We start from the raw sequence: 13,079 nt of genomic DNA, 5'->3' as shown, positions 1-13,079 counted from the left end.
TCCGGGTTTTCTCGAGTGATTGTTCGTTCTGGCGAACAGTGTATCCGTCGCCAATGGCTGTTCAGCCCCCGGCGGCCTGCCTAGACTGCGCTCCATTCCTCCAGGAGAGCACGCCATGTCCGCACCGACCCCGTTCACCCGCACCGCGCCCGTCGGCCACTACATCCAGGGCGAGATCGTCGCCGGCTGCAGCGGCCGCTCGCAGGCCGTCTACAACCCGTCCACCGGCGCGGTCGCGCGCGAGGTGGTGCTGGCCACGCAGGGCGAGGTCGAGGCCGCGATCGCCGCGGCCAAGGCCGCCTTTCCGGCGTGGGCCGACACGCCGGCGGTGCGCCGTGCGCGCATCCTGAACAACTTCCTGGCCCTGCTCAACGAGCACCGCGACGAGCTGGCCGCGATGATCACCGCCGAGCACGGCAAGGTCTTCACCGACGCCCAGGGCGAGGTCACCCGCGGCATCGAGATCGTCGAGTTCGCCTGCGGCATCCCGCAGCTGATGAAGGGCGACTACACCGAGCAGGTCTCCACCGGCATCGACAACTGGACGATGCGCCAGGCCCTGGGCGTGGTGGCCGGCATCACGCCGTTCAACTTCCCCGTGATGGTGCCGTGCTGGATGTTCCCGGTGGCGATCGCCTGCGGCAACACCTTCGTGCTCAAGCCCAGCGAGCGCGACCCCAGCCCCAGCCTGTTCATGGCCGAGCTGCTCAAGAAGGCCGGCCTGCCCGACGGCGTCTTTAACGTCGTGCAGGGCGACAAGCTGGCGGTCGATACGCTGCTGAACCATGCGGATGTGAAGGCGGTCAGCTTCGTGGGCTCCACCCCGATCGCGCAGTACATCTACGAGACCGGCGCGCACCACGGCAAGCGCGTGCAGGCCCTGGGCGGCGCGAAGAACCACATGGTGGTCATGCCCGACGCCGACGTCGACCAGGTGGTCGACGCGCTGATCGGCGCGGCCTACGGCTCGGCCGGCGAGCGCTGCATGGCGATCTCGGTGGCGGTCTTCGTCGGCGACGAGATCGCCGACAAGGTGGTGCCGAAGGTGGCCGAGCGCGCCCGCGCGCTCAAGATCAAGGACGGCATGCACCTCGACGCCGAGATGGGCCCGATCGTCACCGCGCAGGCGCGCGACCGCATCGAGGGCTACATCGCGCTGGGCGTGGAGGAGGGCGCCGAGCTGGTGGTCGACGGCCGCGGCTTCCGCCCGGCCGGCCTGGAGAACGGCTTCTGGACCGGCGGCACGCTGTTCGACCGCGTGACGCCCGAGATGCGCATCTACAAGGAAGAGATCTTCGGCCCGGTGCTGGGCTGCGTGCGCGTGGCCACCTTCGCCGAGGCGGTCGACCTGATCAACGCACACGAGTTCGGCAACGGCGTGGCCTGCTACACCAGCGACGGCAATACCGCGCGCGAGTTCTCGCGCCGCATCCAGGTCGGCATGGTCGGCATCAACGTGCCGATCCCGGTGCCGATGGCCTGGCATGGCTTCGGCGGCTGGAAGAAGAGCCTGTTCGGCGACATGCATGCCTACGGCGAAGAGGGCGTGCGCTTCTACACCAAGCAGAAATCGATCATGCAGCGCTGGCCGGCGAGCATTGGCAAGGGCGCCGAGTTCGTGATGCCGACGGCGAAGTGAGATGGCGCGGGGCCGGCCTGCCGCGGCCGGCCCGGCCCTATCACATCCGCCAAGACCGCGGTGCCGACGCTGCCGTCACGGAACGGCCTAGACTGGGAACCGATTCATTGACATGACAAGGATTTCCCGATGAGCACGACCGTGACCGCTCCGACCCCGTCCTCCGACGCGCTGATCGAGCGCCTGAACTGGCGCTACGCCGCCAAGAAGATGGACCCGGCGCAGCCGGTGCCCGAGGACAAGGTGGCGCGCATCGTCGAGGCCGCGCGCCTGGCGCCGACCTCCAGCGGCCTGCAGCCCTTCGAGCTGATCGTGGTGACCAACCCCGAGGTGCGCGCGCGCATCCGCGAGATCGCCTGGAACCAGGCGCAGATCACCGACGGCTCGCACCTGCTGGTCTTCGCCGCCTGGGACACCTACACCGCCGAGCGCATCGACACGATGTTCGACCTGACCAACCAGGTGCGCGGCTTCACCAACGAGGGCTGGGAGAACTACCGCCAGATGCTGCTGTCGAGCTACCCGCAGCGTGACGCGGAGGTGAACTTCCAGCACGCCGCGCGCCAGGCCTACATCGCGATGTCGGCCGCGCTGCTGGCGGCCGCCTTCGAGGGCGTGGACGCCACGCCGATGGAGGGCTTCGATCCGGCGAAGCTCGACGAGATCCTGGGCCTGCGCGCGCGCGGCCTGCGCAGCGCGGTCATCGTGCCGCTGGGCCACCGTCAGGTCGACGGCGACTGGCTGGTGAACCTGCCGAAGGTGCGCCGTCCGCTCGAGCAGTTCGTCTCCGAGCTGCGCTGAGCATGAGCGCGCGCACCGGCGCCGCCCCTGGCATCGACACGCTTCAGTGGTCCGACGCGACCGATGCGGTCGACTGGGACGAACTCTCGGCGCTCTATCGCGCCGCTCCCCTGGGCGACAAGCCGCCGCAGGCGCTGCGCACGGTGTTCTCGAACAGCCTGCACCGCTGCCTGGTGCGCGATGCCGCCGGTCGGCTGGTCGGCGCCGGCCGGGTGCTGGGCGACGGAGTCGACTGTGCCTGTGTCTGCGACATCGCCGTGCTGCCGTCGCACCAGGGCATCGGTCTCGGACGGGAGATCGTGGCGCGGCTGGTCGAGCGCTCGCGCGGACACCGCAAGATCCTGCTCTACGCGGTGCCGGGGCGCGAGGGCTTCTACCGCCAGTTCGGCTTCCGGCCGATGCGCACCGCGATGGCGATCTTCGCCGACGAGGCTGGCGCCATCGAGCGCGGCTATCTGGCCGAGGACTGAAGCCGGGCTCAGGCCGGCAGCGCGGTGCCGTCGAGGCGCCGCTGGCGCTCAGAAATCCCGCTTGGCCCGGGTCAGCAGCGAGACCACGTCGTTCGAGACCTGAGAGAAGGCCGAGCCCGGACCGATCAGCGGTTCCGGGTCGACGGCGCGGCCGGGCTGGGCGCGGCGGGCCACGTTGCCGGCAACCTGATGGAACTGCGCATGCCGCTCGATCAGCTCGGTGAACAGCGGACGCGATCCCCAGCGCTGCCCGCCCGCGCCATGCAGCCAGCGGCCCAGGGTGCAGGCGTCATCGCGGCAGGCCGTGTCGGCATCGATGGCTTCCTGGCCGGCCAGTGCCTTGCGCAGCTTCACCTTCCAGCCCCGATGCGCCTCGATCGCCTGGTCGAAATCGAAGCTGTCGCCCGGCCGGTCGTGGCCGGCGGGCCTTTCATCGAGCGCGACGCCGTCGGGCAGCCGGAAGCGCGCCACCTCCTGCGCCAGCGCGTCGGCCTGCGAGCGCATCGCCGACGAGGCGGCGGCGGTCTGCTCGACCAGGGCCGAGTTCTGCTGGGTCGCGCTGTCGAGCGCATGCACCGACTCGCCGATCTGCTCGATGCCCAGGCTCTGCTCGCGCGCACCGGTGGCGATGTCCTCCAGCAGCTCGTTGACCCGCCGCGAGGCGTCGACGATGTGGCGGATCGAGTCGCCGGCCTGACGCACGACCGCGGTGCCGGTCTCGACCTGCGAGACGCTGGTGCCGATGATGCGCTTGATCTCCTGCGCCGCCTGCGCGCTGCGCTGCGCCAGCGTGCGCACCTCGCCGGCCACCACCGCGAAGCCGCGGCCCTGCTCGCCGGCACGGGCAGCTTCCACCGCTGCGTTCAGCGCCAGGATGTTGGTCTGGAAGGCGATGCCGTCGATGGTGCCGATGATGTCGCTGATGCGCGCCGACGAGCTGCGGATGCCCTCCATCGTCTCCACCACCGTGCCCATCACCCGGCCGCCCTCGTTGGCCGCGGCTGCATTGTCCCGGGCCAGCTTCGACACCTCCTCGGTGTGGGCCGAGGTGTTCTTCACCGTCACCGAGATCTGCTCCATCGCCGCGGCCGACTGCTGCAGGCTGTTGGCCGACTGCTCGCTGCGGCTGGACAGGTCATGCATGCCGTCGGCGATCTCGGCGCTGGAGTGCACGATGTCCTGGCTGGCCGCGCGCACGCTGCTGACCATGTGACGCAGCGCATGCTGCATGTCGCGCAGGTCCAGCATCAGCGCGGCCGCCTCGTCCCGGCCCCAGGGCGAAGGCTCGGTGGTCAGGTCGCCTTCGGTCATCGCCTTCAGGTGCCGGCGCGTCTCGCGCAGACCGCCGTTCATGACCAGGAAGAAGCAGTGGAACAGGTAGAGCGCGGCGCTCAGGCTGATCAGCATCGCCAGGCCGATGGCGACCTCGGTGCGCAGCTTGTCGTCGGCGCGCTGGTCGAGCATGCGCTCGAGCGCGGCCAGCATCGTCGCCTGCGACTGCTGCATTCGCGTGATCGCCTCGCGGGAGGCGGCCAGTGCGACCGCCTCCTGACCCGGCCGGGCTGCGGCGGCATGGCTGCGTTCCAGCGCGGCCAGCATCTCGTCGACGCGGGCATCCACCTTGAGCTGCGGCAGCAGCGGCATGACCTTGTCGAGGGTCGATCGCAGTTCCTCCAGATGGTGCCTGGCCAGCAGCGCCGCGTCCCGGGTGGCCAGCGCCTCGATGCCGTCATGGCGGGCGTGCAGGCCCAGCCGCTGGATCTGGTCGCTCAGATCGGGCAGGCGCACCAGGGTCGCGTCCATCAGGTAGTAGCTCGCGGCTTCCGGGTCCAGCGCGAGGTTCGAGGTGTCGAGCACCTGGCTGATCATCACGTCGATCTTCTCGACCAGCGCATCGTGCGCGGCCATGTCGGCGCGCCCGCGCAGCGCGTCGAGCTGCTGGCGCAGCGCGTCCAGCGTGGGCGCATCGACAAAGGGCCGGTCCGCCGGCTGTGCGCTGCGGAGCGTCTCGATCGATGCGCCCAGGCGCTCCAGCAGCGGGGCGTCCGGCTGGCCGCCAGCGGCCAGGGCACGCAGCTCCAGCGCCTGGGCCTGTGCGGCGATTGCCGTCTTCAGGAAGCGTGTGCCGTCGGCCTCGCGCCGGGTGAACTCGATGTCGGCCATCTCGTTGCTGAACCAGGACGCCGAGACCACGGCCAGCGGCACCACGAAGCAGGTGCTGACGATCAGCGCCTTGCTGCGAAAGCCCAGCCGGCGGAACAGGCGAACGCCGGGTGCCCAGGGTCCGTGGTGAGAGAAGAAACCGGATGAGGGGAAGGACGAGGCCGATACTGCCGAGCCTCCGCGTGGAGTGGCTGACATCTGGGAGAGCTCCTTGCGGGACGGGGGGGCGCCGGCCTGACTGCATGTCTCCGGCGCGACTGCATCATCGGCAGAACTGCCGGATCCGGTCCGTCGATAAGCTGGGGCTTGAGCGGGTTCACCCTCAGCGTGCAACACACGTTATCCGCCGAATTGCCGCCTTTGTTCGGGGTATGCCTGAAACGATCAGGAACCGACACTGCAGTCGTCAAAGCGCGCCTCAGGTGCATGTGGAGTGTGGTACATGATATTTCTGGAGAACTGGCGCATTGGTGCCCGGCTGGCGCTGGGCTATGCGGTGATGATCGTGCTGATGGTGCTCGCCTCCGCCGTCACCTGGATCAATCTGCGCGGCGTCGAGCAGGCCAATGCGCTGCTGCAGGGCGAGCAGAGCGAGCGCCTGGCGCTGGCGCGCGAGTGGCGCGAGAACATCGTCGCGAACTCTTCGCGCGCGATGGCGATGGCGCTCGACACCAGCGGGGTGATTTCCGGCTACTTCGCCGAGACCGCCAAGGCGGTCACCGCCCGCACCACGGTCATCCAGAAGCGCTACGAGGAGATCGAGACCACCGAGCCGGGGCGGCAGATCGGTGCGCGTCTGGCCGAGGTCCGCAAGCGCTACCTGGCGGGCCGTGACGGCCTGCTGGCGGCGCGCAGCGACGACACCATGGTGCGTGAACGTGCCGATGCCTTCCAGAAGACAGTGGCCGAGTACATCGTCGCGGCCGACGCGATGGTGGCCTGGCAGCTCCAGCGCCAGAAGGCGCTGGGTGCCGAGGTGGAGCGCCGCATCGAGCAGGCTCACCTGATCTTCGTCGGCATCACCGTGTTCAACATCGTGGTGGCGGTGCTGCTGGGCTGGGCGCTGCACCGCAGCATCGTGCAGCCGCTGCGCTCGCTGCGCGAGGTGGCCGGCCGCATCGCCGAGGGCGATCTGGCCTCGCCGGTGCCGGTGAGCGGGCGCTCGGAGGTGGCGGATCTGGCCACCGCGGTCCGTGCGATGCAGGACGAGCTGCGCGAGCTGGTCGGACAGGTGCGCCAGGCCAGCGACACGATCCGGATGTCCAGCCAGGAGGTCGCCGCCGGCAACACCGACCTGAGCCACCGCACCGAGCAGGCCGCCAGCAGCCTGCAGTCCACCGCCTCGTCGATGGAGCAGATCGCCGGCACGGTGCGCCAGAGCGCCGAGGTCGCCACCCAGGCCGATGCGCTGGCCGGCAGCGCCCGCACGGTGGCCGAGCGCGGCGGCGCGCTGATGCAGGAGGTCGAGCACACCATGGGCGAGATCCGCCAGGCCTCGGCCAAGATCGCCGACATCATCGGCGTGATCGACGGCATCGCCTTCCAGACCAACATCCTGGCGCTGAATGCCGCGGTGGAGGCCGCGCGGGCGGGAGAGCAGGGCCGCGGCTTCGCGGTGGTGGCCGGCGAGGTGCGCAATCTCGCGCAGCGTTCGGCCGCTGCCGCACGCGAGGTCAAGTCGCTGATCGGCGCCTCGGTCGACAAGGTCGGCCAGGGCAGCGCCTCGGTGGGCAGTGCCGGTCAGACGATGCGCGAGATCGTCGCCAGCGTCGAGAGCGTCTCGACGCTGATCGGCAGCATCAAGGTCGCCTCCGGCGAGCAGAGCAGCGGCATCGACCAGATCAATCTGTCGGTGTCGCAGCTCGACCAGATGACGCAGCAGAACGCCGCGCTGGTCGAGCAGAGCGCGGCGGCCGCCGAGAGCCTGCAGGACGAGGCGGTGCGGCTGCACGCGCGGGTCGAGCGCTTCCGGGTCTGATCGGCGCCGGCCGAGGCTGCGGCTGCGGCTTCAGCGCAGCGCCTCGCGCAGCCACTCGACGAAGGCGGCGCACTCCCAGCGCTTGAGCGTGCCGGGCTTCCAGCAGATGAAGTGGCTGTGCGGCGAGCGCACCGCCTGCCGCGACAGCCGCACCACCCGGCCGCTCTCCAGCCAGGCCGCGCCCAGCTTGAGCCGCTGCAGCGACACGCCGAAGCCGCTGGCCGCGGCGTCGAACACCAGGCCGACATCGTTGAACTGTGCGCCCGCATCCGGCTCCGGCAGATCGATGCCGCAGTGGCGGAACCAGGTGCCCCAGGGCTCGAGCGGGCTGCGGATCAGCCGCGCCGCCCGCACCTGATCCAGCGTGTCGAATCCGTCGAAGGGGCCGGCCTCGCGCAGGTAGTCCGGACTGCAGACCGGGGTCACCTCGTCATCGAGAATGCGCAGCTCCTCGACATCGGCATAGCCGCCGGCACCGAAGCGGATCTCCAGGTCGGCCTCCTCGGCCTTGACGTCGAGCAGCGGGATCGACACCTGCATCGACAGCTCGATGTCCGGACAGAGCGTGCGGAACAGCGCCAGCCGCGGCAGCAGCATCTGGCGCGAGAAGGTCGGTGGCACCGCCAGCCGCAGCCGGGTCATGCGCTTGTCGTGCGCGGCGTGGCCGGGCAGCTGGCGCAGCGCCTGCAGGCCGATGCGCACCTGCGCGAGGTAGTGCGCGCCCTCGGTGGTCAGGCCGAAGTCCTGGCGGCTGAACAGCTTCAGCCCGACCAGCGCCTCGAGCTGGCGCAGCCGGTGGCTGACCGCGCTGGGCGTGACGCTGAGCTCGTCGGCCGCCAGCGTGGCGCTGCGCAGGCGTGCCACCGCCTCGAAGGTCAGCAGGCACTGGATCGGCGGAATGCGGGCGGGCGAGGACGACATGGCGCCGATTGTGGCGTGGGGCGTGGCGGCGCGGCATGGGCGTGTTCCCGCCATGTCGGCCACCGATGGCCTGGTCTGCCGGGACAATCGCGGCCATCCCGCTGAACTCGCGCCGCACTCATGCCGAACCTGCCCCGCCATGCCCTGCTCGACGACGCCGGCCTGAACCGCCAGCATGTCTTCAATCTGGTCGACCTGCCGTCCGACCTGCTCGCGCCCCTGGACCTGAGGCCCGGCGAGACGCAGCTGCTGCTGTTCGGCCATGCCGGGCGGCGCCTGTGGGACTGCGTGCAGGCACAGCAGGCCGACGGCCGGCTCGGCGCCGAGCATCCCATCGACGAGCACAGCCAGCGCACCGTCGAGCGCTGGCTGCGCGAGGCGCTGCCGGGCACCCGCGCGCGCTTCGTCTATCCGGTCGGGCTGCCGCCCGGGCAGCATGTGGGGCTGCAGCGCCTGGGCAGCCTGGCCGGCTGGCACCATGCGTCGCCGTTCATGGTCGGCATCGATGCGCGGTGGGGCTCGTGGTTCGCCTATCGCGCGGCCGTTGTCACCGATTCAGGCCTGCCGCCGTCGCCCGCCGTCGACCTCGGCCACCCCTGTCCGAGCTGCACGCACCGGCGCTGCATCGAGGCCTGCCCCGGCCGGGCGCTCGACAGCGGCCGCATGGAGATCGAGGCCTGCCAGCGTCAGCGGCTGACCGAGGGCTCGCCGTGCGCATCGGGCTGCGTGGCGCGCCTGGCCTGCCCGGTCGGCGCCGAGCACCGCTACGACATCAGCCAGATCCTGCACAGCGGGCGTGGCTCGCTGGAGGCGATCCGGCGGCATCGGGAGAAACCGGGCCGTGTGTGAGCACGGTCCGCCCGCCCGCAAGAACCCTTGCGCCCCGCAGGCGCAGGCGGCCTTGGCTACGCTCGGGGCCTGTCCGTCATGCGCTCACGCGAAGGAATCCCGCCGATGAACACCCCCGCCTCCACCGAAACCGCCATCCTCGCCGGCGGCTGCTTCTGGGGCATGCAGGAGCTGATCCGCCATCTGCCCGGCGTCGTCTCGACCCGCGTGGGCTACAGCGGCGGCGACGTGCCCCACGCGACCTACCGCCACCACGGCACGCATGCCGAGGCGATCGAGATCGTCTTCGACCCGTCGCGGCTGAGCTACCGCGCGCTGCTGGAGTTCTTCTTCCAGATCCACGATCCGACGACGCCGGACCGCCAGGGCAATGACCGCGGCCCGTCCTACCGCTCGGGCATCTACTGGCTGAGCGAGGCGCAGCGCCAGACCGCCGAGCGCACGATCGCCGAGGTGAACGCCTCCGGCCGCTGGCCCGGCCCGGTGGTGACCGAGCTGAAGGCCGCCGGCCCCTTCTGGCAGGCCGAGCCGGAGCATCAGGACTATCTGCAGCACTATCCGGACGGCTACACCTGCCACTGGGTGCGGCCGAACTGGCGCCTGCCGCAGCCGGGCCAGCCCGAGCCGGCGCCGCTGATCGACTGGCGCGAGGTGCTGCGCCGCGCCCGCGAGGGCAATGTCGCGCCGCCGCGCCGCGTCGAGCGCGAGCCGGCCTTCTGGCAGGCGCGGCTGACGCCCGAGCAGTATGTCGTCACCCGCCGCAAGGGCACCGAGCGGCCGTTCAGCTCGTCGATGTGCGGCCTGTTCACGCCGGGGCGCTACCACTGCGCCTGCTGCGGCACGCCGCTGTTCGACGCCGGCGAGAAGTTCGACAGCGGCACCGGCTGGCCGTCCTTCACCCAGCCGGTCGACGGCCGCGTGGTGGCTTCCCATGTCGACGAGTCGCACGGCATGGTGCGGGTCGAGGTCACCTGCGCGGTCTGCGACGCGCATCTCGGCCATGTCTTCCCGGACGGCCCGCCGCCTTCGGGGCTGCGCTACTGCATCAACGCGCTGTCGCTGGAGAAGGACGGGCAGGGCGTGGCCGGTGCCTGAGGCCGGCGCCGGGGTCGAAGTCGAGGCCGAGGTCTCGGCCGCCTGCCGGGCGCTGGCGCAGCGCCTCGGGCTGGGCGAGGTGCGGCCGCGGGTGATCGGGCGCTTCTCGAACATCGTGCTGGCGCTGGAGCCGACGCCCTGGGTCGCGCGGGTGGCCACCGGCACCGCCGGGCCGCGCGCCGAGCCGGCCTGGGCCCGGCGCGAGATCGCGCTGGCGCAGGCCTTGCAGGCGGGCGGGGCGCCGGTCGGTGCACCCGCGCCGGGCACGCTGGCCGGACCGCACAGGGAAGCCGGCTGGCGCATCACGCTGTGGCGCGGGCTGCACCTGCGGCCGCAGCCGCCCGAGGCCCGTCAGGCCGGGCGCGCGCTGGCGGCCTGCCATGCGGTGCTGGCGACCCTGCCGGCCGCGCTGGTACCGGGGCTGGCGGTGCCCGAGCCCTGGGCGCTGCTTGACGAGGCCCGGCGCCTGCTGGCCACCGCGCCGTCCGGCCCGGCCACGGCCGCCCTGCCGGGCGATGTGCGTGCCGATCTGCTGGCGCGGCTGGACACGCTGGCGTGCGCGCTGCGAGCCCACCCGGCGCCGCTGCAGTGGCTGCACGGCGACGCGCAGGTCAACAATGTGCGCGCGCTGCAGGCCGATCCGGCCGCCAGCGTCTGGCTCGACTGGGAGGATGCCTGTCGCGGGCCGCTCGAGTGGGATCTGGCCGGGCTGGTCGGCGCCGGCCGCATCTTCGGCGGCCCGGAGCAGGCCTGGGCCGAAGCGGCGCTGGCGGGCTGGCGCGAGCAGGGCCCGCCGATCGACGCGGCGCTGCTGGACGCCTGCATCGAGGCGCGTGCGCTGTTCGTCGTCGCCTGGACCGCGTGGCTGGGGCCGGACCTGCCCGGCCGGCGCGAGCGGCTGGCGGTCCGGCTGGCCTGGCTGCGGCGGCGCGGCCAGCCCGGTGCCGCCGCAGCAGCGTTCATTCCTGCGGCATCGCCTCGCCGTCCTTGAGGCGCAGCCAGCCGCGCGCGATGCGGTAGATCGCCCAGACGCCGAGCAGGAACATGCCCAGCGGCAGCGTCGCGAAGCCGATCAGCAGCGGTATCAGCAGCGCCGACCCCACCACCACCACCAGCGTCCAGGCCAGCGCGATCCAGAAGGTGCGGATCACCCAGTCGACATGCGAGGCCATCCAGGTGCCGCGCACCTTGTCGCGGTGGATGTAGCTCAGCACCACCGCGATGATCGACGGCCAGCCGAACAGGAAGGAGCCGACCACGCTGGCCGCGCCGAAGGCACCCAGCCCCAGCCCGAAGGCATGCAGCGCGTAGATGATGTGCAGCGTGCGGCGCTGGCCGTCCGGGTTGTCGTCGACGATGATGACGCTCATGGCGAGGCTCCTGAAGCGAATGGGCTGTTACTTCCTGCCCATTCTGCGCTGATCAGGCCGGGCGTGGCAGCAGCGGCTCGATGTGGGCCTCCAGCGACTGCGGCGTGTCGGTCGGCGCGAAGCGGCGCACGACCCGGTGCTCGGCGTCGAGCAGGAACTTGGTGAAGTTCCACTTGATCGCCTCGGTGCCGAGCAGGCCGGGTGCGGCCTGCTTCAGATGGCGGTAGAGCGGATGCGCTCCCGGCCCGTTGACCTCGATCTTGGCGAACATCGGAAAACTCACGTCATGCGAGAGCCGGCAGAACGAGGCGATCTCGGCCGCGTCGCCCGGCTCCTGCTGGCCGAACTGGTTGCACGGGAAGCCCAGCACCGCGAAGCCGCGCGCCTGCCAGCGCCGGTGCAGCGCCTCCAGCCCGTCGTACTGCGGCGTGAAGCCGCAGCGGCTGGCGACGTTGACGATCAGCAGCGCCTGGCCGGCGAAGTCGGCCAGCGTGGCGGCTCGGCCGTCGAGCCGCTGCAGCGGCACGGCGTCGAGTTCGGCGGGATCGAGGGAGGTGCGGGAGGCGGACATGGTCGGACAGGGCAGGTGGACGGGGCAGGGATCATCGCCCGGTCCGCACCTCCCTGTCGGCAGCGGGGCGGCTGGCCGCGGGGCTGCGGGGCGACGGTCAGCCGGCCGACGGCGCCAGGCTGTCCGGCAGCGGCGGGGGCGTGTCGACCGCGCTGTCGGGCTCGGCCTGCGGCGCGCCGGCCTGCAGCGACAGCGGCAGCACGCCGGCCCAGGTCGGCCAGGCGAGGTCCTCGTCGTCGTCCTTCGGGCCGCCGGTGCGCACCTTGGCCGAGGCCTCGGCCAGCGACAGCCGCAGCACCGTGGTGGCGCCCATCTCCTTGTCGGTCATCGGCCGCAGCGTGGCCCAGCGGCCGGGTGCGACGCGGTCGGTGAAGGCCTGCAGCGCGGCGGCCTTGTGCGCGGCGTCGTCGACGATCTCGAAGCGGCCGTAGACCACCACCGAGCGAAAGTTCATCGAGTGGTGGAAGGCCGAGCGCGCCAGCACCAGGCCGTCGAGGATGGCCAGGCTGACGCAGCACTCCGCCTCGGTCAGCGCCTTGAGCATGCGCGAGGCCTTGGCGCCGTGGATGTAGAGATGATCGCCCTCGCGCCAGACGGCGGTCGGGATGCTGTGCACGCCGCCGTCGAGCGGGAAGGCGACATGCGCGATCCACGCGGCATCGACGATCGCCGCCAGGTTCTCGGCGTCGTAGCGGGCGCGGTCGGGCAGGCGGCGCACGCGGGTGCGCTCGGACGGGGCGGCGTTCGGGGTGGCCATGCGGGGGCAGCTCCAGGGGGAAGGGTTCTTCGGAAGATCGTTTCGCGGTGGCACGATAGGCGCCCGGTGGCTCCATGACGAGATCCACCGCGATGTGCCTGCATGGAGCCACCGATGTCCGTCGATCTGTCCGAGCTGTCCCCGCTGTGCGATCTGCGCTGGCCGCCGGGCCTGCCGCGCCAGCGGGCGCTGCATGAGCACCTGCGCGGCCTGATCCTGCGCGGCGTGCTGCGGGCCGGCGCGCGGCTGCCGGCCAGCCGGGTGCTGGCGCCGACGCTGGGCGTGGCGCGCAACACCGTGCTGCATGCCTACGCGCAGCTGCAGGCCGAGGGCTATCTGCAGGCCGACGAGGCACAGGCTGGTTTCTCGACGGTGGAGCCCTGGCTGCCGGTCAGCGCGGCGCAGCAGGCGCGTGCGGTCGACCGCCAGCAGGCCGCGCCGGACTCGGTGCTGAAGACCGCGCAG

General features: G+C 71.6%; 13 protein-coding genes and 1 pseudogene. 9 read left to right on the top strand and 5 right to left on the bottom strand.

The window, feature by feature from the left end; translation table 11 throughout:
* Positions 1–115: 115 nt before the first annotated feature.
* From HZU84_RS13235 to HZU84_RS13225, 3 genes are all read left to right on the top strand, one after another.
* The gene (locus HZU84_RS13235; RefSeq protein WP_149504247.1) at positions 116–1,639 is read left to right on the top strand and encodes a CoA-acylating methylmalonate-semialdehyde dehydrogenase; all 1,524 of its coding nucleotides are present in this window, start codon (positions 116–118) and stop codon (positions 1,637–1,639) included.
* Between the two features lie 129 nt (positions 1,640–1,768).
* The gene (locus HZU84_RS13230) at positions 1,769–2,440 is read left to right on the top strand and encodes an NAD(P)H-dependent oxidoreductase (RefSeq protein ID WP_149504246.1); all 672 of its coding nucleotides are present in this window, start codon (positions 1,769–1,771) and stop codon (positions 2,438–2,440) included.
* 2 nt (positions 2,441–2,442) lie between these two features.
* Positions 2,443–2,910 (top strand): GNAT family N-acetyltransferase, encoded by a 468-nt coding sequence (locus HZU84_RS13225; RefSeq protein ID WP_149504245.1) that lies wholly within the window; start codon positions 2,443–2,445, stop codon positions 2,908–2,910.
* A 48-nt stretch (positions 2,911–2,958) separates the two neighbouring features.
* Here HZU84_RS13225 and HZU84_RS13220 read toward each other — a convergent pair whose 3' ends face one another.
* Positions 2,959–5,271: a methyl-accepting chemotaxis protein gene (locus HZU84_RS13220; protein WP_244954300.1), complete on the bottom strand. Its 2,313-nt coding sequence runs from the start codon at positions 5,269–5,271 to the stop codon at positions 2,959–2,961.
* 244 nt (positions 5,272–5,515) lie between these two features.
* Here HZU84_RS13220 and HZU84_RS13215 point away from each other — a divergent pair, with 244 nt between their 5' ends.
* Positions 5,516–7,051: a methyl-accepting chemotaxis protein gene (locus HZU84_RS13215; protein ID WP_149504244.1), complete on the top strand. Its 1,536-nt coding sequence runs from the start codon at positions 5,516–5,518 to the stop codon at positions 7,049–7,051.
* A gap of 30 nt (positions 7,052–7,081) precedes the next feature.
* On the opposite strand, the gene HZU84_RS13210 is transcribed toward HZU84_RS13215, so the two are convergent.
* Positions 7,082–7,972: a LysR substrate-binding domain-containing protein gene (locus HZU84_RS13210; protein ID WP_149504243.1), complete on the bottom strand. Its 891-nt coding sequence runs from the start codon at positions 7,970–7,972 to the stop codon at positions 7,082–7,084.
* Between the two features lie 120 nt (positions 7,973–8,092).
* On the opposite strand from HZU84_RS13210, the gene HZU84_RS13205 reads away from it, so the two are divergent.
* From HZU84_RS13205 to HZU84_RS13195, 4 genes and pseudogenes are all read left to right on the top strand, one after another.
* A complete protein-coding gene (locus HZU84_RS13205) occupies positions 8,093–8,821 on the top strand; it encodes a hypothetical protein (RefSeq protein ID WP_149504242.1) in 729 nt (242 codons plus the stop codon).
* A gap of 105 nt (positions 8,822–8,926) precedes the next feature.
* Positions 8,927–9,436 (top strand): annotated as a pseudogene (gene msrA, locus HZU84_RS20295) (peptide-methionine (S)-S-oxide reductase MsrA); the annotation flags it as partial.
* 36 nt (positions 9,437–9,472) lie between these two features.
* Positions 9,473–9,916: a peptide-methionine (R)-S-oxide reductase MsrB gene (msrB, locus tag HZU84_RS20290; RefSeq protein WP_244954534.1), complete on the top strand. Its 444-nt coding sequence runs from the start codon at positions 9,473–9,475 to the stop codon at positions 9,914–9,916.
* Positions 9,909–10,907, top strand: coding sequence for a phosphotransferase enzyme family protein (locus tag HZU84_RS13195; protein WP_180692954.1), 999 nt, complete (start codon positions 9,909–9,911; stop codon positions 10,905–10,907). Before msrB ends, HZU84_RS13195 begins: the two co-directional genes overlap by 8 nt.
* Here the strand turns inward: HZU84_RS13195 and HZU84_RS13190 are convergent.
* The 3 genes from HZU84_RS13190 to HZU84_RS13180 form a co-directional block, all read right to left on the bottom strand.
* On the bottom strand, positions 10,876–11,286 hold the full coding sequence (locus HZU84_RS13190; protein ID WP_149504239.1) for a DUF4870 family protein: 411 nt from the start codon (positions 11,284–11,286) through the stop codon (positions 10,876–10,878). The genes HZU84_RS13195 and HZU84_RS13190 overlap by 32 nt on opposite strands.
* A 52-nt stretch (positions 11,287–11,338) precedes the next feature.
* Complete coding sequence (locus HZU84_RS13185; RefSeq protein WP_149504238.1) at positions 11,339–11,857, bottom strand: glutathione peroxidase; 519 nt, start codon at positions 11,855–11,857, stop codon at positions 11,339–11,341.
* 97 nt (positions 11,858–11,954) lie between these two features.
* A complete protein-coding gene (locus HZU84_RS13180; RefSeq protein WP_149504237.1) occupies positions 11,955–12,614 on the bottom strand; it encodes a pyridoxamine 5'-phosphate oxidase family protein in 660 nt (219 codons plus the stop codon).
* A gap of 114 nt (positions 12,615–12,728) precedes the next feature.
* Between HZU84_RS13180 and HZU84_RS13175 the strand changes: the two genes are divergently transcribed.
* Positions 12,729–13,079, top strand: a 351-nt coding sequence (locus HZU84_RS13175; protein WP_180692953.1) for a GntR family transcriptional regulator, incomplete at its 3' end; no start/stop codon positions are given.

The sequence above is a fragment of the Sphaerotilus sulfidivorans genome (genome assembly GCF_013426975.1).
GTDB lineage: Bacteria > Pseudomonadota > Gammaproteobacteria > Burkholderiales > Burkholderiaceae_C > Sphaerotilus > Sphaerotilus sulfidivorans.
Note: the sequence above shows the minus strand (reverse complement) of the source record. Positions and strands in the feature narration are given on the sequence as shown.

What these genes read in the sequence shown, in the direction of transcription:
- HZU84_RS13235 (WP_149504247.1), top strand. Translation starts at nt 116, where the DNA reads ATGTCCGCACCGACCCCGTTCACCCGCACCGCGCCCGTCGGCCACTAC.
- HZU84_RS13230 (WP_149504246.1), top strand. Translation starts at nt 1,769, where the DNA reads ATGAGCACGACCGTGACCGCTCCGACCCCGTCCTCCGACGCGCTGATC.
- HZU84_RS13225 (WP_149504245.1), top strand. Translation starts at nt 2,443, where the DNA reads ATGAGCGCGCGCACCGGCGCCGCCCCTGGCATCGACACGCTTCAGTGG.
- HZU84_RS13220 (WP_244954300.1), bottom strand. Translation starts at nt 5,271, where the DNA reads ATGTCAGCCACTCCACGCGGAGGCTCGGCAGTATCGGCCTCGTCCTTC.
- HZU84_RS13215 (WP_149504244.1), top strand. Translation starts at nt 5,516, where the DNA reads ATGATATTTCTGGAGAACTGGCGCATTGGTGCCCGGCTGGCGCTGGGC.
- HZU84_RS13210 (WP_149504243.1), bottom strand. Translation starts at nt 7,972, where the DNA reads ATGTCGTCCTCGCCCGCCCGCATTCCGCCGATCCAGTGCCTGCTGACC.
- HZU84_RS13205 (WP_149504242.1), top strand. Translation starts at nt 8,093, where the DNA reads ATGCCGAACCTGCCCCGCCATGCCCTGCTCGACGACGCCGGCCTGAAC.
- HZU84_RS13190 (WP_149504239.1), bottom strand. Translation starts at nt 11,286, where the DNA reads ATGAGCGTCATCATCGTCGACGACAACCCGGACGGCCAGCGCCGCACG.
- HZU84_RS13185 (WP_149504238.1), bottom strand. Translation starts at nt 11,857, where the DNA reads ATGTCCGCCTCCCGCACCTCCCTCGATCCCGCCGAACTCGACGCCGTG.
- HZU84_RS13180 (WP_149504237.1), bottom strand. Translation starts at nt 12,614, where the DNA reads ATGGCCACCCCGAACGCCGCCCCGTCCGAGCGCACCCGCGTGCGCCGC.